Genomic DNA, 17,616 nt, shown 5'->3' on the forward strand with positions numbered 1-17,616 from the left:
CCGTTCTTTAAAAATGAAAATAGGATGCTATCGTGATAGCATCCCATTTGTAAGATTCTTTAAACCTTTGGAATAAAGAAACACCACCAGCATGTTACTTTAACTTGCTTAAGTTTACGGATTTTCATGTTTGAGCGCCTCCTTTGGTGTATGAATTTTATTATATTGTATAGAGATTGTTATCCAATCTGGATACACTTGTTTAAAAACCTCCACTAATTCAGGATCGAACTGAGCGCCTTTTCCCTCTATTATTCGTTTATATGCTTCTTCAAAAGGAAGTGCTGGTCGATAAGACCTTGTGGAAGTCATCGCATCGAAAGCATCTGCAACAGCTGTAATTCTGGCAACAAGGGGTATTTCTTGTCCTGCTAGCCCATCTGGATAACCCTTGCCATCCCATCTTTCATGATGATGATAAACGACAGCAAGATTAGCACCGATTCCCTCTACATCTTCAATTGCTTTAGCTCCTACAACAGGGTGGGTTTTAATAACTTCATACTCTTCCTCTGTTAGTTTACCATGTTTAGCCAAAATGGTGTCGGGAATATTTACTTTTCCTATATCGTGCAACAAACATGCATAATAAAAATAACTTAATTCGGATTCATTTACCTTTCCTGTTGCTTTTGCAAGACTCATCGCATATTCCGCCACACGCTCACTATGTCCACGCGTATAAGGATCCTTGAGCTCTAATGTGGCAATAACTCCTTTTACCATTCCAGCTAATTGCTCGTCATAGGAAGTTGTCAATACCTTCACGTAACTTAAAAATCGATGAAGAAGGATGTAAGCAATAATAGCCAATATGATGTTTATAATAACAGGGAATAATATGACAGGATCTTGTATGAATACTCCTACCAATATATATTTTAGAATTACACCAAACGTAACTAAATAGAAAAATCGCTTATTAATAAAAATTGGCGAAAATAATATAATAACTAATTCTACAAGGTTACCACTAGAATAAAATTCTGCTTTGCCAAAGTAGTAATAAATATCCGTTACTATGTTAGTAACTAAATAAGCAATGACAACAATGTATTTTACCTTCTCAGGCATTCCCTTTTTAAAGAGATAAATGGTAACAGGGATAAGACAGATAATGATTAGGTGTTTAATGAAATTTAAAGAATACCAAACTGTATCTGGTATTACAGTCGCTGTCCATGGAAATAATGGAAACACTTTATAATAAATAATTTCATATAAAAAAAACACAATATAAAATAACCACATAAATAAGATAGTAGCTCTTTTTTCTTCTTGTAATATAGATGTTTTATTCATTTTTCTCCCCCTGTAAGTACAGCTATAGGGTGATGTAGTAATGACTATCTCATAATGACTAGCTGCCTTCGATATAGACTTTATATTATACATTACTGTTATCGGCAATTATTAGTAAATCTGAAGTGTTTTGTCCATCTTCAGGATAGTACTACCGTAACTAAGAGAGGACCATCCCTAAAATATAGGGAGGTCCTCCTTTCTTACCTAACTTTCTGTTTTCTCATCCATTGTGTTGCGACCCATTTTTCACCGGTTATAACGGGCGCGCCACCATGCAAAGTTAACTCATTCATAGCTTGATCATTATAGAAATACTCGAAGTAAACGGCCATACCCTTTTTAGGTGACACTGAAAAATTCAGTTTAGGGAAGTACGTTTCTCCACCTTCTTCAACATCGTTTAAATACATAACGAGTGTACTGATTCTATTATTGTCTGCTGTTTTAAAGAAATCATTATGAGCTTTGTACTGTTGACCAGGTGTATACCGTAGGATTTGCAAACCTTCACCGTGTTCAATAGGTATATTCATAATAGAAGAGACTCTATTTTCAATTCTAACGACAATTTCATTTTCACTTTCTTCAATAAATGTACTGCTACTCGTTCTCTGGTCATTTACTTCGCGTGACGTTCCAATTTTTGAACGGTTTAATTTATCCTTAGACAATTGAATCAGTTCATCGCACTCTTCGTCGCTAAGAACGTTCCCTAAAACGACTATTAAGGGTTCATTTAATCTAGTGACGATGTCAATCTCTCTATCTGTCATAATTTTACTTCCAACGTGATCGAATATTGTTTGCTCTTTATTTTCCGTTATCATCTTCCAACCACCTCTTAGACTATTTATAAAACTAATTTGGGTAATGAGCATGCGTGGTTTAACGGTCTGCAACTTTCTTTTGGAATTAATTTCAATTTATTTTATCACGTATTTACACATGTCGCAAACTTGCACGTATTTGAAAGAGGGGTACTTATCGGAATGTTCATGATGGAGAAAAAGAGAGGCTGGAAAATGATATCATTTTCCAACCTCTCTACTAGGGTTAATTATATTTGTGTCAATCCAGTTCTTTTTCCAATACTTCCTTCAATAACTCACGCACCTCATCCGTCGACTTCGTATCCATCAATCGGTTCCTCAATTCACCTGCGCCTCTAAATCCTCGAATATAGATCTTGAAGAAGCGGACAAGTGGTTTGTATGGGCGTGGTTCGAGCTCGTTTGAGTATTTATCGTGGAGATCCAAGTGCAGTAGTAATAAATTGAGATACTCCTTCACGCTGCGTTCTGTAGGTTCCTGTTCAAAAGCGAATGGATTCGTGAATACGCCGCGGCCAATCATGACGCCGTCTACGCCGTATTGTTCCACTAATTTCAACCCTGTTGCACGGTCTGGGATATCTCCGTTAATTGTTAACAATGTATTTGGAGCAATCTCATCCCGTAGTTTTTTGATTTCCGGGATCAGTTCCCAGTGTGCATCCGCTTTGCTCATTTCTTTTCTTGTGCGTAGGTGGATGGAAAGATTCGCGATGTCTTGTTTCAGTACATGTCCTAACCAATCGCGCCATTCGTCAATTTCACTGTAGCCTAATCTTGTTTTAACACTGACTGGCAATCCACCAGCTTTTGCAGCTTGAATAAGTTCTGCTGCAACTTCCGGCCGTTGTATCAATCCAGCACCTTTACCGTTGGCTGCTACGTTCGGCACTGGGCATCCCATGTTCAAATCGATGCCACGGAAACCGAGTTTTTTCATATCGATACTCATCTGTGAAAAGAACTCAGGTTTATCGCCCCAAATATGAGCGACAATCGGCTGTTCGTCTTCTGTGAATGTTAACCGTCCGCGCACACTATCTCTTCCTTCGGGGTGGCAATAACTTTCCGTATTCGTAAACTCCGTAAAGAATACGTCGGGTCGTGCCGCTGCACTGATCACGTGACGAAACACGACGTCTGTTACATCTTCCATTGGTGCTAATATAAAAAACGGCTTCGGCAATTCAAGCCAAAAATTATCCTCGTTATTCATCTTGTATCCTCCTGTTGCATGCAAAGTCCTTTGCTCATCAAATAGTATCATTTTTTATAGTCTAATGCACTGATACATTCTTGTTAAGGATCTAGGGCTCAATTAATCAATTAAGGGCTCCATTAATTCGACAAGGGCTCAATTAATCGATTAGGGGCTCCATTAATTCGACAAGGGCTCAATTAATCGATTAAGGGCTCCATTATTTCGACAAGGGCTCAATTAATTGATTAAGGGCTCCATTATCTCGACAAGGGCTCAATTAATCGATCAAAGGCTCCATGCTTTCCTACAAAGGCCCATTAGTACTGCTAGCTGGCTTCGTTTTGCCCCGGTCCAAATAAATTCAAAATTACCACTCCAACAAGTATGAAGGTGATTCCTACAATGCTTGCCAAATTGATTTTTTCCTTCCAAATGCTAACTGAAATGATCACAGTCGCAACAATTCCAATACCTGACCAAATAGCATAGGCAGTGTTTAAAGGAATTGTTTTCAGGGACAACGATAAAAAGAAAAAGCAGCTTATGAAAGCGATGATGACTCCTAGGGTAGGGAACAGTTTTGTAAACCCCTCTGAGGCTTTTAATAAAGAAGTACCAATAAGCTCCAGAGATATAGAAAGTGCTAAATATAGATAGGACATCGTTAAATTTCCTCCTGAAACATGTAGAATGAGGTAGCTACTAACCATTGACAGTAACCTCATTGTAACGCCCATACGTTTTTAATCAAATGCTTGGACCCCCGGAAGCTTTTGCTTAAATGATTAGTAATAAATGACAGATTTCTTCATCTGTCTTCCGCTTTTAAGTGTTATACTTTTTGTATGAAACTTGTAAACTTTCAATTAAAGAGAACCTTCGAAGGAGACTACCTTTATGAACAAGTGGCTATTTGCATTTCTAGTCGTATTGACGACATCGCTAATGGGGTCTGCTTTCACAATTGGAAAGATTGGATTGGCATACGCTACACCGATCATGTTGGTTGCGCTACGTTTTCTCATTGCTGGGGTCATTATGGCGATTATTGTAAAGTGTTTACGAATCCCATTTCCGAAGCATGTTTCGGTTTGGTTGAAAATAGCATTGATTGGATTCTTTCAAACAGCAGCTGTCATGGGATGCATCTTTGTCAGTTTGCGCACGATAACAGCGGGGCAATCATCTATATTAACATTTACGAATCCACTATTGGTTGTACTATTTGGAACACTTTTCATGAAAATGACGTATAGTTGGCGACAATGGTTTGGTGTTATTTTGGGTTTTATTGGCGTACTGATTACGCTTGGTGCACAGGTGGACTTACGAATTGGAACACTCTATGGTTTTTTATCAGCCATTTCGTGGGCGATCGGCACTCTACTAATTAAAAAGTGGGGCACACAGATTAATACATGGGTATTAACGGCTTATCAAATGTTGTTTGGTGGGCTGATTCTGTTCGTTGGCAGTTTTCTATTGGAAGACCCTTCGTTTCAAATTACTCCCTTGTCAATTGCCATTTTAGTATGGCTGGCATTAATGGCTTCCATTGTACAATTTGCAGTTTGGTTTTACCTTTTACAGAAAGGTGACCCGGGAAAGACAAGCGCATTTTTGTTTTTAGCCCCATTTTTCGGCGTTCTTACGGGTTGGCTATTATTGGATGAAGTGATTTCGTGGAACGTAATATTTGGCGGGGGTTGTATATTTATTGGCATCTTCCTAGTGAATTGGACGGCTAAGGTAAGGTAGATTGCATATGAGGATTGCCTATTAGAAGGGTGAAATAACCCTATTAGTAATAAGAGAGGATGTGTAGAATATGAAAGTAAGTATACATAAAGCTTTTTTGATTACCGGTATAGTTATCGGACTCCTGCTTGCAACGGTTTTAGGTATCTATGCTCAAGACTTTTCCTACTATTTGAATGACCGTTACCCAACAATTGAATTAACGACCGCAATAACGATCTTCACTTTTCTTAGTATTGGATTGTACGTAATGATTCCACTGCTATTATTGATTTTCAAAAAACTTAATCCAATTTACCTGATTGCTTGTTTCCTAATAGGTCTGCCGATTTCATTATGGTCATTTTTTGTTTGGGCGATGTGGATGGGATAAATAAGCATAGGTTAGGAAAGGGAGGCGGTCAAACATGACGCTAAACTATAAGGAGACATTTGATCGTTTTTCTCTCTACTTTTTCACGATTTTCATTTCTCCCATTCTCTTGGGAGTTTTCATGGCACTTTATTCGATGATTGCATTTCAAGACTCTTGGGGTTTTGGCCCGACTGTCTTGGTGGTGGGAATATATTCGTGGCCGTTCTTCGGATTTGGGGCATTTCCTGTATCACTGTACATCGATTTTTCTGCCCGAACTAAAATGTATCCGAATTGGGCAAAGGCACTTTTGTATATAGGTTTCGGCGGTTTAGCGGGACTTCTTGGTAGTGTGATTCTATTTAATCTTTATTCAATCATCTTCACGTTCATAGTAGGTATGTTTGGTGGAGTCATTCATTTTTTCGTACTGGCATTGATGAAAAAGGTATTCAAGTAGTAATAGAGCGAGAAAAAAAAGACTCAGAATAATGTCTGAGTCTAAACGACTTTTTACTATTTCCCTACTAGTGACATTAACCCTTTGTATAGTAAGAGCAGGGAGAATAGTAATATAGCTAATATACCTATTATGTTAGTTATTGGCTCTATACCTGCTAAAAAGGTGCTTGATAAGGGAGCCTTTAATAATGCAAAGCCAGCTAAAATACAACCTATTATCAAAAGAATAGATCTATCCAATTCACTTGAGCCTCCTCTACTACATTATATGAACACATTGGCTGTTACGACTGTGAAAAAATTAAAAGGGAGATTGCAATGGATACATTAGCTATTAAAGAACTTCACTCTCATAAGGAAATTTTAGAAGCCTTCCCGGTAATGAACCAACTACGTACTCATTTAGATGAAAAAGATTATCTTGAACTGGTGGCGGAGGCCAAGGAAAAGGACATGTATCGTTTATTTGCCTTATATGATCAGGGAGAAATCGTTGCGGCAACTGGGTTTAAACCAATGATCACTCTTTACTATGGGCGTTTTGTTTGGGTTTGTGATTTAGTTACTGATAAAAACAAACGGTCAAATGGATATGGTGAAAAACTGCTTTCATATGTACATGAGTGGGCTAAAGAAAATGGGTATGAAAGTGTCGCCTTGTCCTCGGGATTACAAAGAACGGATGCACATCGATTTTATGAAGAAAAAATGGACTATGACAAAGTGAGCTATGTGTTTAAAAAAGAAATATCTCCGCAGATGAAAAAGCGCTAAGTGATCATAAATCCTGTTGAGTGATCATAACCCCCGTTGAGTGATCATAAGTCCTGTTGAGTGATTATAAATCTTGTTGAGTGATCATAAACCCCGTTGAGTGATCATAAATCCCGTTAAGTGATCATAAATCCCGTTAAGTGATCATAAATCCCGTTAAGTGATCATAAATCCCGTTGAGTGATCATAAACCCCGTTGGGTGATCATAAATCCCGTTGAGTGATCATAAAATCCGTTGGGTGATCATAAATCCCGTTGAGTGATCATTAATCTTAAAAAGATTTCAATTAACACTTGAAAACTCCTCTAAAAACGAATAATATATGTAAGGTGTTAAAAAACGTTCGGCTTTGGAGGAGTTTTTTCGTGTTTAAATTACAAGAAAACAATACAACTGTAAAAACGGAAGTCCTAGCAGGGTTCACAACCTTTTTTACGATGGTATATATCGTAATCGTCAATCCGATCATATTGAAAGACGCGGGCGTGCCATTTGATCAGGTGTTTACGGCTACGATCATTGCTACTGTTATCGGAACCCTATGGATGGCGCTTGCAGCAAATTATCCGATTGCGATTGCACCGGGGATGGGTATGAATGCGTATTTCGCCTATTCGGTAGTCGGAACAAATGGGATTACGTATGAAACAGCTTTCGCAGCAGTTTTCGTTGCGGGCCTCATTTTTGTTATTTTGTCTTTGACATCTTTCCGGAAAGTATTGATTGAAGCGATTCCTGATAACTTGAAAAATGGGATTACGGCGGGGATTGGCTTGTTTATCGCCTTTATCGGGATGAGACAGGCAGGGATGATCGTATCGCATCCGTCCAATCTCGTTGCGCTAGGGGATCTTCATTCACCAACAGTGCTGTTTGCCTTGCTTGGTCTTACTGTCACGCTAATTCTCATGGCGTTGAAGGTGCATGGAGCATTGTTCTTCGGAATGATCATTACGGCAGTTGTCGCCTTATTCACAGGGCATCTTTCCTTTGACCATGGTTTCGTTCAAATGCCGTCGCTTCCGGAAGGAATCATCGTCTCCAATCCGTTCACTGCCTTAACGGATGTATGGCAGTATATGCTTTTCCCAGTAGTCTTTTCGTTCCTCATGGTGACGATTTTTGATACGACAGGAACGATGATCGGGGTTGCACAGCAAGCGGGGTTAATGAAGGATAATAAAATGCCAAGGGCGCGCCAAGCTCTACTCGCAGATTCAGTTGCCGCCACTGCTGGCTCGATGTTCGGGACAACCCCAACAAGTGCTTATATTGAATCATCTGCAGGCGTAGCAGCAGGTGGACGAACTGGGCTAACTACGGTGACTGTCGCCATTTTATTTATCGTTGCAGCATTTTTCGGGCCGCTTGTCAGTGCGGTTTCAGGCTTGTCTTCCATTACAGCACCAGCATTAATTATTGTCGGCAGCTTAATGATGGGGGCTATTGCCAAAATCAAATGGGATGAGATTGACGAAGCATTCCCAGCATTTTTAATCATCTTAAGCATGCCGCTCACTTCGAGCATTGCAACAGGGATTGCATTAGGCTTCATTTCTTATCCAATCTTAAAGGTTGTAATGGGGAAATGGCGTGCTGTCCATCCACTTGTGTACGTGTTCGCGATTCTGTTCTTTTATCAATTGGCATTCTTGCCGCACTAAACTTTGCAAGTAACGAAAAGAGCAACTCCCGATTTTCTGGGTGGTTGCTCTTTTTTTTGCAATTCATCAACTGAACTCAATGGGAAGCCTAATTCTTTCGTTTTAGACATTTTGGTGATAAAGTAGAAACTTATGTTTACATAGGTAGGTAACGAATTTGCCGCCTTTAAGCTTAGAAAGGTTGAAAACATCATGAAAACATTAACAGGAGCTAAGCGCTTAAAGCTGGCACTGCTTTTAGGGGCGCTTGCAGCGATGGGTCCTTTAACTATTGATATGTATTTACCGTCATTCCCGACAATTGTTACTGCTTTTGGCACAACTCCTTCCTTGGTACAAGTGAGTCTGACAGCGACGTTAGTCGGAATTGGATTAGGACAGTTAGTGCTAGGTCCGATGAGTGATGTTCATGGACGAAAGAAACCGTTAGTCGTTGCACTGATCGTTTATTTGGCCGCCTCCATCCTTTGTGCCTTTGCACCCAATATTGGATTGTTCATTGCGGCTCGTTTCCTGCAAGGATTTGCGGCATCTGCGGGAATTGTCATCTCCAGAGCAGTCGTCCGGGACGTATACAGTGGAAGGGAATTAACGAAGTTTTTCGCACTCCTCATGCTGATCAATAACCTGGCGCCGATTCTCGCACCTCTTCTAGGAGGAGTTATTCTCGCGTTTACGGATTGGAAAGGCATATTTATCACATTAAGTTTTATTGGTCTTTTGTTGGCCATTGTTGTGATTTGGAAGATGGAAGAATCATTATCGCACGATATGCGAGTCCCCAGCAATCTCACCCAGACATTTAAAAACTTCCAATCATTACTGAAAAATCGTAGCTTTATGGGCTATGCACTCGCACAAGGGTTCATTATGGCTGGTATCTTCGCTTATGTCGCGGGGACTCCCTTTGTGTATCAAACGATTTATGGTGTTTCGCCGCAACTATTTAGTGTGTTATTCGGCATGAATGGAATAGGACTCATCATCGGCTCGCAAGTTGTCGGGCGCTTAACGGGCATCGTTTCTGAACAGCGTTTTTTACAGACAGGATTATTCATTTCCGTCACATCAGGCGCATTTTTACTAATTGCGGTTCTTGTACACGGCCCGCTTCTCTCAATCGTTGTGCCCATCTTCTTTTTCGTTGCGTCGATTGGTATCATTGCTACGTCCTCGTTTTCATTGGCGATGGAATCGCAAGGCCATATTGCAGGAAGTGCTTCCGCGTTGCTAGGGTTATTGCCATTCATCTTAGGCTCAATCACTGCACCGCTCGTTGGCATCGCAGGAGAGGAAACAGCAATCCCTATGGGGGTCATCATTTTTGGTACATCTATCATTGCACTTCTCTCTTATTACGGACTTGCACAGAGAAAGAGCGTGGAAACATAACAATAAAAGGCATTTTGGAAGTAGAGCATTCCCGGATGCCTTTTATTAAATTTGCAGCTAAACTGTCAGGGGGCCAGTAAGAAGGAGTTTTATTGTGAATGAAGAATACTATTAATCAGGCGCATTTCCGAAGCAAGGAACTGCGCTTTTATTCTTAGAACAGCATCGCAATTGGACCGTTTTTTTAAGAAAGGAGTTTTGATTTGAAAAAAATTGATGATTTAAAAGCTGGAGTTGCTGTAATTATTTTGAACACAGAGAACCAAGTTTTATTGCAAAAAAGAGCTGATGTGGGTTTGTGGGGAATCCCGTCAGGACATGTGGAAATTGGTGAAACAGTGTCTGAAGCAGTTATGAGAGAAGTAAAAGAAGAGACGAATTTAGATATAAGTATCAAAAAGCTGATTGGTGTTTATTCCGATCCAGATTCACAAGTGTTCAATTATCCAAATGGCAAGGTAGTGCATTTTATTACGACTTGTTTTCTTGCCGAAATTACAGGCGGGGAACTTACATGTAATTCAGATGAATCGCTTGAAATTAAATTTTTTAGTCAGGACAATTTACCAGAAGATTTGTTAACAATGCACCCCCAATGGCTTGAGGATGCTCTTTCAGAAAGGGAAGCGGCATTTATTCGCTAATCAATATTCAATAATCGGGCGTGTTTATACAATCAGGACTTTAATTAGCTTTGAAGAAGCACAAACCGGGTCCATGGTTTGTGCTTCTCTTTATCTTTTTTGTCTTTGCAGCGTAACATTTACGCTCCAATAAAAGCTTTAATGGCATCGATCAAACTATATATACCGAGGAACGTACAAATGACAGCGACGATTCCGCCGATAATATTGGCCTTCACAGAGTTTCCAAATTCACCGAGACGCTTTTTGTTATTCATAATGACAAGAAGCGTAATGACGATTACTGGGAGTAAAATACCGTTCAGCGCTTGTGCGAACAATAACACGTCGAGAGGATTAAAGCCAAGACCTGAACAGACGATGCCGATGATCATCACAGTTGCGAAGACAGTTTTGAAACGCTTGTCCTTCATGCCGTTTTCCCATTTCAACACACTGCTTACGGTCATCGCCGCTCCGAGCGGGGAAGCGAGTGCCGAAGAAAATCCTGCTGCAAACAGTCCGAGGCTCATGAACGCTTTCGCCCATTGTCCTAGAATAGGTTCCAGTTGAAGGGATAAGTCTGCAGCGCTTGAAACTTCAACACCTTGAATCATCGCACCGGCGGTAATTAACACCGCCGCTGTAATCAGTCCCCCGATACTGATCGAGACAATCGTATCAATGCGCGCTTCTTTCAAGTCGGTCGGTTTATTCCAACGTTCCTGTACCATGGAGGAATGTAAAAATAAATTATAGGGCACAACAGTCGTTCCAATCAGAGCTATGATCATAATGATGGAACCGCTTGGGATCGTCGGAAGGAATGCACCTTGGAACAATTCGCCAAGGTTAGGCTTTGCAACAAACATCGTCGTAATGAACGTCAAACTCATGATGGCAATCAAAGCGACCATGATCCGTTCAATCAATTTATAACTTCCGCTCAGTCCAATAAATAAAATGATGATGCCTACAATTGGACCAAGCACATTTGGTGAAATGCCCGTCAACGTTGAAATGCCGAGCGATGTCCCGAGCAGATCACCGGCCATATAAGCAGCACACCCGACGCTGATTGCAATCATGACAAGCCACATGGAGCCATATTTTAAGATGGGATTGGAGAATTGTTCACGAACGGCTTCCCCCAGACCTTTGCGCGTAATGATGCCGAGACGTGCTGTCATTTCTTGCAACACGATTGTCGCGATGATCGAAAAGACGACCGCCCAGAGGATTGCATATCCATACGAAGCACCTGCTCGAGTAGCAGTTGTTACTGTCCCCGGGCCAATAAAAGAAGCAGTAATGATGGCGCCAGGACCAATCACTTTTAATCTATCTAGTAATGATTTTCTCTCTGCAACTTGGACGTTCTCAAGTTCAACGTTAGTCATTGTAGTACACCTCTCGTTTCAACGTTTGAAATATTTCGTTTATTCAGGGTGGATGAAACCAACTAGGATTTCATCATGTGTATATTCTATTTTCTTCTTACTTCATTCTAAATAGTTATAGATCGTTTGTTTTGAAACACCCAGCACAGTAGCGATGCGGTCCCCGGAACCTTGGATTAGGAAAGCGCCTCTCTCTTCCAACTTCTGAACAAAACGAATGCGCTCGTTTCGGGACATTTCGGGAATAGGAACTCCGATTTCAAGCGTTACAGAGCTAATTAAATGATGAAAAACTTCATCAATATTCTTCGCATAAGATTCATCCAGGTGATTACTACTTTCTTCAGCATCGTATACAGTGGTAAATTCTTTAATCACTTGGTTAACCATTGAAAAAGCAGTAATATCGAAGTTTATGCCCAAATAACCAATGACTTCACCTTCATCGTTCCGAATGAAAGAGATGGAGGTTTTCACCATTTTTCCGTCTGTCGTTCGTGTCGTAAATCCAAGTTTATCTTTCACTTCATTGCCATGTTGGCGTAGTTGTTTCAAAATAACTTCGGTTGTAGGGGCACCTACTTCACGACCTGTCACGTTTCCTTGAATATAAACAAGGGAAGATTGGACGTTGCTTAGATCATGTATGACGACTTCACAATTGCTGCCGAAAGTAGCATGAATCATATCAGCAATTGGCTCGTAGCGCTTCAAAATACTGTTAATTTCTCCGTTTGTATCAGCCATTTTTATCACCATTTTTCATTTTCTTATGTAAGCGCTTTAATTGCGCTTTGCATAGAAGTCTTCAACCTCAGGAAAGGGTTGAAGACTTACAAAATTTACGGGAAAGAGAATTACGAGTTTTGTTGTTTGTGGGCAATTTCACCAGCGAGTGCATATAAAACGACTGTTGAAACAAAGTGTGCTGAGTTTTGGTTCGGATCCTGTTGTGGGTAGATTTCCACGAAATCCATCCCGATGACACCTTGCTTACAAATTTCGTAGACAAGCGTTAGCAGCTCATAGGAAGTAAGACCGTTGCCGTCAACTGGACCGCCAGGGTTGAACGCAAAATCTAGCACGTCACTGCAGATGCTTAGGTAGACACAATCTACATCTTTGCTTGCCATTGCATATAGTTCACCAGCAAGTGCTTTTAAGTCTTTCGCATTTCGAATATCGTTAATCGTTACTGTAACAGCGCCGGCTTCCTTCGCATTACGGCCAGCTTCGGGCATATTTCTTGGCCCGTGAATTCCTGTGTGAATAATGCTTTCGTTGCGGACGCCTTCTTGCTCGTATAGACGGGCGAACGGGCTGCATCGTGCATATTGATCACCGTTATGAGAAGGGAGGTTGTCGTAATGTGCATCAAGATGAATGATGCCGACTTTTTTACCCGTTTCAGCAAGCGCTTTCACGATTGGGAAAGTAACGCCATGATCGCCGCCCAAGCCAATAAGAAATTTCCCGCTTTTCCATAGATCGCTCGAAAATTTTGTAATGCGATTCATTGTTTCATCTACATCCGCAGGTACGACATCGATGTCTCCGATATCTCCGATTTTCATATGTTCAAACACATCAATATGATCAAGTTCCGGTAAATAACCGCTATAACGAGCAGAAGTTAAGCGCATCACTTTCGGGCCAAGTTCACAACCTGTGTAATCTCCCCATGTAACGGCTCCTTCCCATGGAATTCCGTATACAACGGCATCTATATTCTCGAAAGATTTAGTAGCAGAGATGTTTTCTGCTCCTAAAAAGCAAGGTGTATTACCATAAAGAATTTTAGTCAATTAAATCAATTCCTTTCGATGTGTTTTGAAAATTAGTCAACTTCTAAAATGAATCGTACTGTTTCTTTGAAAAAAAGTCAAAGGTTTTTTAAATAAATTAAAAATGTTTAGAGGGGCTAAATACTAGTGGAATTGGCTGAGTTCCATTGGGGTCAACTACTTTTACTCGTTAAACAACTCTTCTTTACTATAAATTGGCATTTAATCGCGTATGTCGGTGCCTGTGCATGGTGCATTTATGACAATTCATTAAAAGTTATATAAATACAATGGGAAGCCAACCAAAGACCGATTTGGAAAGCTTCCCGTTTTCTATTTATGCAATTGTAGTGTATTGACTGAATTGTCTCGGTGCCTGTGCACGGTGCAATTATGACAATTCATTAAAATTCATATAAATACAAAGGGAAGCCCACCAAATACTGATATGATGAGCTTCCCATTTTTCATTTATGCAATTGCAGTGTATTAACTGAATTGTGTCATGCACAGGCACCTAAGTAAAAAAATATTAAAAGGCTTTTTATATTGTAGGGAAGGTAATGATGATTTGTCCGTTATTATTTTCGACTTCTATGATTTCGTTATCAAATAGATAAGGGGTGTCATTTTCATCTTGTGGTTTAATCTTCTCGTACATGTTCCTTACGGATAGGACAGGGAATGTCACGGGTATGAATCGCCCTTTATGTAATGCTTTCATATTGCCCATTAAAAATAATTCTTTGCTTGATGCTGCGAAACTTAAGTGGCCAATTTCCTTATTGGAGTCACCCGATAGTAGTTTAACGTTTTGCAATAAGGAAATAATACATAAAATGAAGTCGTTAATTACTTCGGGTGTCATTTTTTCATAGCCTTGGTCGATGAAAAACGCGTTGAAGCCGTTCCGAATCTCCTTAAAGGAGAACAGGTTCTCGATCTTTTGCTTTCTTCCTTTTCCGAGGTTTTCAATGATCTGCTTGCACTCCTCGAAAAATTCTTTGACGAACCCTGTACAATTTTCCCTTTGTACAATAAAGTCTCCCAGTTCCTTCATCACTTTATTGTCTTGCACATCTTCTCTTATAAACAGTAAAAAGCTAAAGACATCTTTTTCATCAAAGCTTCTATCTGCAAACTTAGTGTAGTAGTAATCAACTAATTGTCGCTCTTTTTTATCCATTGTTCGTCACTCCTAAAAATCCTTGTGTAATTGTAGCTCAATGCCATTTCTTAATCATATCATGCAATGTTGTGGGGGATATTATATTCTAACAGGAAATACTCGAAAATTAAATGTTGCACGAAGGAAACATGGCGCATATAATAGCGATAATCTATACAATAAAGACATAAGAGGGTGACTATTGATGTTGGATTATTTTATAGGACTGAATCCGATTGCACAGGCATTGATCGCCACTTTATTCACGTGGGGAATGACTGCTGTCGGAGCAGCTTTGGTCTTTACAACGAAGAAAGTCAATCAGAAGTTGATGGATGGGATGTTGGGGTTTGCGGGTGGTGTAATGATTGCGGCAAGTTTTTGGTCGTTACTCGCACCTTCCATTGAAATGGCCGAACAAAATAGTTCGTTTCCATCGTGGTTTCCGGCAGCTATCGGCTTTTTATTGGGAGGCCTCTTTCTATGGGTTGCGGATAAGATCATTCCCCACTTGCATCCGAGCTCTTCCATGAAAGACGCGGAGGGCATCAATCCTGCCAGTAGACGGCGGAGCACCCTTCTCGTATTTGCGATTACGTTACACAATATACCTGAAGGTTTAGCGATCGGGGTTGCCTTCGGTGCTGTGGCGGCAGGTATGCCATCCGCGACAATGGCAGCTGCTATTGCTTTGGCGATTGGAATCGGGATTCAGAACTTCCCTGAAGGGACAGCGGTTTCAATGCCACTGCGGAGAGACGGAATGTCACGCAGGAAAAGTTTCTTCTATGGACAATTTTCAGGGGCGGTTGAACCTATTTCAGCTGTATTCGGTGTAATTGCAGTAACAACGATGCAACCTCTTCTTCCATTCGCCTTAAGCTTTGCTGCAGGGGCAATGATTTTTGTAGTAGTGGAAGAGGTTATCCCCGGATCACAGGAAAATGGCAATAAAGACTTGGCATCGATATGCTTAATGCTAGGATTTGCAGTCATGATGATACTTGATGTCGCATTTGGATAAGGGATGAACAATACTATCTGCTACTATCCAGAAGACAGCGCTGTATAAAAAAATAATACATTTCATAGAGCAGTCAGTGTGTACTTATTCACACTGGCTGTTTTTATTTTTTTAAAAATGAAGGCACCTGTTTTATGCAGGGATTCTTACGAAAATAAATGATATAGTAATTTTTTTATAATTAAACATCTTTTAAACCTTTCTAATTCACCTCGCTGATCAATTGTGAACAATCGAGATAATTGTTTTGTCACAATAAGATTATTGATCACAAATCCGCCAAACTTTGGACAAAGAAATGTCGTTGATTAGTCATCGTTTCGGCATGGATAGTGTGTAAAGATACATGTATACTTGGATACTCCATGAAGAATCCCAAGTAAATTGGTTTCATGGAAATATTATTCGTAGCATTACTTTAAAGGAGTGTATTTGTGAAATGGATCCGATATTTTTAGCAAGGATACAATTTGCTTCTACAACAATATTTCATTATCTTTTCGTCCCGATGTCAATCGGTCTCGCACTGACGATTGCGATTATGCAAACGATTTATCATCGAACAGGCGATGAAAAGTATAAAAAAATGACGAAGTTTTGGGGAACCATGTTTCTCATTAACTTTGCAGTCGGTGTTGTAACAGGAATTTTACAAGAATTCCAGTTCGGTATGAACTGGTCGACATATTCAAGATTCGTCGGAGACGTCTTTGGTCCATCACTTGCAATCGAAGGACTGCTTGCGTTCTTTATGGAGTCAACATTCATTGGATTATGGGTGTTCGGTTGGGATCGCTTGCCGAAACGAGTTCATTTGCTATCCATTTGGCTCGTTCTGTTTGGAACTGTTCTTTCCGCCTTTTGGATCTTAACAGCCAATTCATTTATGCATCACCCCGTAGGCTTTGAATATTTTGAAGGCAGAGCCCAAATGAATGATTTCCTCGCTTTATTAACAAACCCGCAATTATGGGTTCAGTTCCCGCATGTTTTATTCTCAGCTTTTGCAACAGGTGCTTTTTTCGTTGCAGGAATCAGTGCATGGAAAATTCTAAAGAAACAACAACTAGATATGTTCAAGAAGTCTTTTCAGATATCCATCATCATTGCAACGGTTTCAACAGTTGTCGTTCTGTTCGTCGGTCACCAACAAGCGGTGCATCTCCTTACTACGCAGCCTATGAAAATGGCGGCCGCGGAAGCATTATGGGAAGACAGCGCTGATCCGGCACCGTTTACGGTCGTAGCAAAAATAAACCCTTATGAAAAGACAACGACAAATGAAATACAAATCCCTTATATGTTAAGTGTTTTATCGTTCAATAAATTTAGTGGACAAGTTGAAGGGATGAATACGATTCAGAAGCACTATGAAGAAAAGTATGGGCCTGGCAACTATATTCCACCTGTTCGAACAGTATTTTGGAGCTTCCGTACAATGGTGTTTGCTGGCACAATCATGCTTCTTCTCGGAGTATACGGCTGGTTTGTATCAAGGAGAAACAAACTTGAACAAAATCCATTGTTCATGAAAGTAATGGTATACGCTATAGCGTTACCGTTTATCGGGAATACTGTCGGTTGGATAATGACGGAAATGGGTCGTCAGCCGTGGGTCGTCTTCGGTGTCATGAAAACAGAAGATGCCGTATCCCCGAATGTGACAGCAGGGCAGGTTCTATTTTCGTTAATTTCATTTTCAACGTTGTATGCGATTTTAGCGGGGGTAGCGGTTTATTTATACGTCCGCACAATTAAGCAAGGTGCATATCAGGAAAAAACGGTTGAGGTTGATGCTGATGCTGACGCTGTTGACCCATCCGGTCGGGAGGATGATTATATTTGGAACTAAGTGAATTATGGTTTCTGCTTAT

At 40.3% G+C, this 17,616-nt stretch carries 18 protein-coding genes; 9 read left to right on the forward strand and 9 right to left on the reverse strand.

The features are described 5' to 3' along the window. Positions 1 to 114: 114 nt before the first annotated feature. From OC538_RS16480 to OC538_RS16495, 4 genes are all read right to left on the reverse strand, one after another. On the reverse strand, positions 115 to 1,302 hold the full coding sequence (locus OC538_RS16480; protein ID WP_251696828.1) for an HD-GYP domain-containing protein: 1,188 nt from the start codon (positions 1,300 to 1,302) through the stop codon (positions 115 to 117). Between the two features lie 203 nt (positions 1,303 to 1,505). Further along, the gene (locus tag OC538_RS16485; protein WP_251696826.1) at positions 1,506 to 2,132 is read right to left on the reverse strand and encodes a 2OG-Fe(II) oxygenase; all 627 of its coding nucleotides are present in this window, start codon (positions 2,130 to 2,132) and stop codon (positions 1,506 to 1,508) included. 241 nt (positions 2,133 to 2,373) lie between these two features. Continuing rightward, positions 2,374 to 3,351: a tRNA dihydrouridine synthase gene (locus OC538_RS16490; RefSeq protein ID WP_251696824.1), complete on the reverse strand. Its 978-nt coding sequence runs from the start codon at positions 3,349 to 3,351 to the stop codon at positions 2,374 to 2,376. A gap of 311 nt (positions 3,352 to 3,662) precedes the next feature. Further along, complete coding sequence (locus OC538_RS16495) at positions 3,663 to 3,998, reverse strand: DMT family transporter (protein ID WP_251696822.1); 336 nt, start codon at positions 3,996 to 3,998, stop codon at positions 3,663 to 3,665. Between the two features lie 235 nt (positions 3,999 to 4,233). Between OC538_RS16495 and OC538_RS16500 the strand changes: the two genes are divergently transcribed. From OC538_RS16500 to OC538_RS16510, 3 genes are all read left to right on the forward strand, one after another. Further along, positions 4,234 to 5,094 carry a DMT family transporter gene (locus tag OC538_RS16500; protein WP_251696820.1) on the forward strand — a complete coding sequence of 287 codons (861 nt, stop codon included), beginning with the start codon at positions 4,234 to 4,236 and terminating at the stop codon, positions 5,092 to 5,094. 70 nt (positions 5,095 to 5,164) lie between these two features. Next, positions 5,165 to 5,467 (forward strand): hypothetical protein, encoded by a 303-nt coding sequence (locus OC538_RS16505; protein WP_251696818.1) that lies wholly within the window; start codon positions 5,165 to 5,167, stop codon positions 5,465 to 5,467. 34 nt (positions 5,468 to 5,501) lie between these two features. Then, entirely contained in the window at positions 5,502 to 5,909 is a 408-nt protein-coding gene (locus OC538_RS16510) for a hypothetical protein (protein ID WP_251696817.1), read from the forward strand. Between the two features lie 56 nt (positions 5,910 to 5,965). Here the strand turns inward: OC538_RS16510 and OC538_RS16515 are convergent, their stop codons facing one another. After that, positions 5,966 to 6,151, reverse strand: coding sequence for a hypothetical protein (locus tag OC538_RS16515; protein ID WP_251696815.1), 186 nt, complete (start codon positions 6,149 to 6,151; stop codon positions 5,966 to 5,968). Positions 6,152 to 6,229: 78 nt separating this feature from the next. Here OC538_RS16515 and OC538_RS16520 point away from each other — a divergent pair, with 78 nt between their 5' ends. From OC538_RS16520 to OC538_RS16535, 4 genes are all read left to right on the forward strand, one after another. Continuing rightward, the gene (locus OC538_RS16520; protein WP_251696813.1) at positions 6,230 to 6,685 is read left to right on the forward strand and encodes a GNAT family N-acetyltransferase; all 456 of its coding nucleotides are present in this window, start codon (positions 6,230 to 6,232) and stop codon (positions 6,683 to 6,685) included. Between the two features lie 367 nt (positions 6,686 to 7,052). Next, a complete protein-coding gene (locus OC538_RS16525) occupies positions 7,053 to 8,351 on the forward strand; it encodes an NCS2 family permease (protein WP_251696811.1) in 1,299 nt (432 codons plus the stop codon). Positions 8,352 to 8,543: 192 nt separating this feature from the next. Beyond that, the gene (locus OC538_RS16530) at positions 8,544 to 9,743 is read left to right on the forward strand and encodes a Bcr/CflA family multidrug efflux MFS transporter (protein WP_262177402.1); all 1,200 of its coding nucleotides are present in this window, start codon (positions 8,544 to 8,546) and stop codon (positions 9,741 to 9,743) included. A 203-nt stretch (positions 9,744 to 9,946) separates the two neighbouring features. Beyond that, complete coding sequence (locus OC538_RS16535; protein ID WP_251696807.1) at positions 9,947 to 10,387, forward strand: NUDIX domain-containing protein; 441 nt, start codon at positions 9,947 to 9,949, stop codon at positions 10,385 to 10,387. Positions 10,388 to 10,506: 119 nt separating this feature from the next. Here the strand turns inward: OC538_RS16535 and OC538_RS16540 are convergent, their stop codons facing one another. The 4 genes from OC538_RS16540 to OC538_RS16555 all read right to left on the reverse strand — a co-directional run bounded on the left by OC538_RS16540 (position 10,507) and on the right by OC538_RS16555 (position 14,736). After that, on the reverse strand, positions 10,507 to 11,766 hold the full coding sequence (locus tag OC538_RS16540) for an Nramp family divalent metal transporter (protein ID WP_262177405.1): 1,260 nt from the start codon (positions 11,764 to 11,766) through the stop codon (positions 10,507 to 10,509). A 102-nt stretch (positions 11,767 to 11,868) separates the two neighbouring features. Continuing rightward, complete coding sequence (locus tag OC538_RS16545) at positions 11,869 to 12,513, reverse strand: transcriptional regulator (RefSeq protein WP_262177407.1); 645 nt, start codon at positions 12,511 to 12,513, stop codon at positions 11,869 to 11,871. A gap of 110 nt (positions 12,514 to 12,623) precedes the next feature. Next, on the reverse strand, positions 12,624 to 13,571 hold the full coding sequence (locus OC538_RS16550) for an agmatinase family protein (RefSeq protein WP_262177409.1): 948 nt from the start codon (positions 13,569 to 13,571) through the stop codon (positions 12,624 to 12,626). A gap of 523 nt (positions 13,572 to 14,094) precedes the next feature. Continuing rightward, the gene (locus OC538_RS16555) at positions 14,095 to 14,736 is read right to left on the reverse strand and encodes a hypothetical protein (RefSeq protein ID WP_262177411.1); all 642 of its coding nucleotides are present in this window, start codon (positions 14,734 to 14,736) and stop codon (positions 14,095 to 14,097) included. Positions 14,737 to 14,923: 187 nt separating this feature from the next. Between OC538_RS16555 and OC538_RS16560 the strand changes: the two genes are divergently transcribed. After that, entirely contained in the window at positions 14,924 to 15,742 is an 819-nt protein-coding gene (locus tag OC538_RS16560; RefSeq protein ID WP_262177413.1) for a ZIP family metal transporter, read from the forward strand. A 439-nt stretch (positions 15,743 to 16,181) separates the two neighbouring features. Further along, on the forward strand, positions 16,182 to 17,594 hold the full coding sequence (locus OC538_RS16565; protein WP_262177415.1) for a cytochrome ubiquinol oxidase subunit I: 1,413 nt from the start codon (positions 16,182 to 16,184) through the stop codon (positions 17,592 to 17,594). The last annotated feature ends 22 nt before the right edge of the window (positions 17,595 to 17,616 follow it).

Origin of the sequence: Saccharococcus sp. Marseille-Q5394, assembly GCF_946901335.1 — a bacterium.
GTDB classification, from domain to species: domain Bacteria; phylum Bacillota; class Bacilli; order Bacillales_A; family Planococcaceae; genus Sporosarcina; species Sporosarcina luteola_C.

What these genes read in the sequence shown, in the direction of transcription:
- OC538_RS16545 (WP_262177407.1), bottom strand. Translation starts at nt 12,513, where the DNA reads ATGGCTGATACAAACGGAGAAATTAACAGTATTTTGAAGCGCTACGAG.
- OC538_RS16530 (WP_262177402.1), top strand. Translation starts at nt 8,544, where the DNA reads ATGAAAACATTAACAGGAGCTAAGCGCTTAAAGCTGGCACTGCTTTTA.
- OC538_RS16500 (WP_251696820.1), top strand. Translation starts at nt 4,234, where the DNA reads ATGAACAAGTGGCTATTTGCATTTCTAGTCGTATTGACGACATCGCTA.
- OC538_RS16540 (WP_262177405.1), bottom strand. Translation starts at nt 11,766, where the DNA reads ATGACTAACGTTGAACTTGAGAACGTCCAAGTTGCAGAGAGAAAATCA.
- OC538_RS16555 (WP_262177411.1), bottom strand. Translation starts at nt 14,736, where the DNA reads ATGGATAAAAAAGAGCGACAATTAGTTGATTACTACTACACTAAGTTT.
- OC538_RS16505 (WP_251696818.1), top strand. Translation starts at nt 5,165, where the DNA reads ATGAAAGTAAGTATACATAAAGCTTTTTTGATTACCGGTATAGTTATC.
- OC538_RS16565 (WP_262177415.1), top strand. Translation starts at nt 16,182, where the DNA reads ATGGATCCGATATTTTTAGCAAGGATACAATTTGCTTCTACAACAATA.
- OC538_RS16480 (WP_251696828.1), bottom strand. Translation starts at nt 1,302, where the DNA reads ATGAATAAAACATCTATATTACAAGAAGAAAAAAGAGCTACTATCTTA.
- OC538_RS16485 (WP_251696826.1), bottom strand. Translation starts at nt 2,132, where the DNA reads ATGATAACGGAAAATAAAGAGCAAACAATATTCGATCACGTTGGAAGT.
- OC538_RS16510 (WP_251696817.1), top strand. Translation starts at nt 5,502, where the DNA reads ATGACGCTAAACTATAAGGAGACATTTGATCGTTTTTCTCTCTACTTT.
- OC538_RS16560 (WP_262177413.1), top strand. Translation starts at nt 14,924, where the DNA reads ATGTTGGATTATTTTATAGGACTGAATCCGATTGCACAGGCATTGATC.
- OC538_RS16490 (WP_251696824.1), bottom strand. Translation starts at nt 3,351, where the DNA reads ATGAATAACGAGGATAATTTTTGGCTTGAATTGCCGAAGCCGTTTTTT.
- OC538_RS16495 (WP_251696822.1), bottom strand. Translation starts at nt 3,998, where the DNA reads ATGTCCTATCTATATTTAGCACTTTCTATATCTCTGGAGCTTATTGGT.
- OC538_RS16520 (WP_251696813.1), top strand. Translation starts at nt 6,230, where the DNA reads ATGGATACATTAGCTATTAAAGAACTTCACTCTCATAAGGAAATTTTA.